Below are 604 nucleotides of genomic sequence, written 5' to 3' on the forward strand. Positions count from 1 at the left end.
AAACGCTGCAGGAACTTGGCCGCCGTGATGGCGCCGCCAGCCCGCCCGGCCACATTCCCCATGTCGGCGAAGTTGCTTTTGAGCCCCTCGCCATATTCGTCGTCCAGCGGCATGCGCCAGCACGGGTCGAGCGCCGCATCGCCAGCCGCCTGCAGGCTTTGCGCGAGCGCGTCGTCGGTGGCGAACAGGCCGCTGCGCAGGCCGCCCAACGCGACCACGCAGGCGCCGGTCAGGGTGGCGATGTCCACCATCGCAGCCGGCTTGAAGCGCGCGGCGTAGGTAATGGCATCGCACAGCACCAGCCGGCCTTCGGCGTCGGTGTTCAGCACTTCGATGGTCTGGCCGCTCATGCTGGTGACCACGTCGCCGGGCTTGACCGCACGGCCATCGGGCATGTTCTCGCATGCGGGAATGAGGCCCACCACGTTGATGGAGGGCTTGAGTTCGGCCAGTGCGCGGAACACGCCCAGCACACTGGCGGCGCCGCCCATGTCGAACTTCATCTCGTCCATCTCGGCCGCGGGTTTGATCGAAATGCCGCCCGTGTCGAAGGTGATACCCTTGCCGATCAGCACCGTGGGCGCCTGCCCGCGAACGCCGCCGT

Annotated in this window: 1 pseudogene; it reads right to left on the reverse strand. The window is 67.9% G+C overall.

The window, feature by feature from the left end:
• Positions 1–604, reverse strand: a pseudogene (locus AC27IQ_RS26725) (leucyl aminopeptidase); the annotation flags it as partial.

The sequence above is a fragment of the Acidovorax sp. KPB24-07 genome (assembly GCF_057543315.1).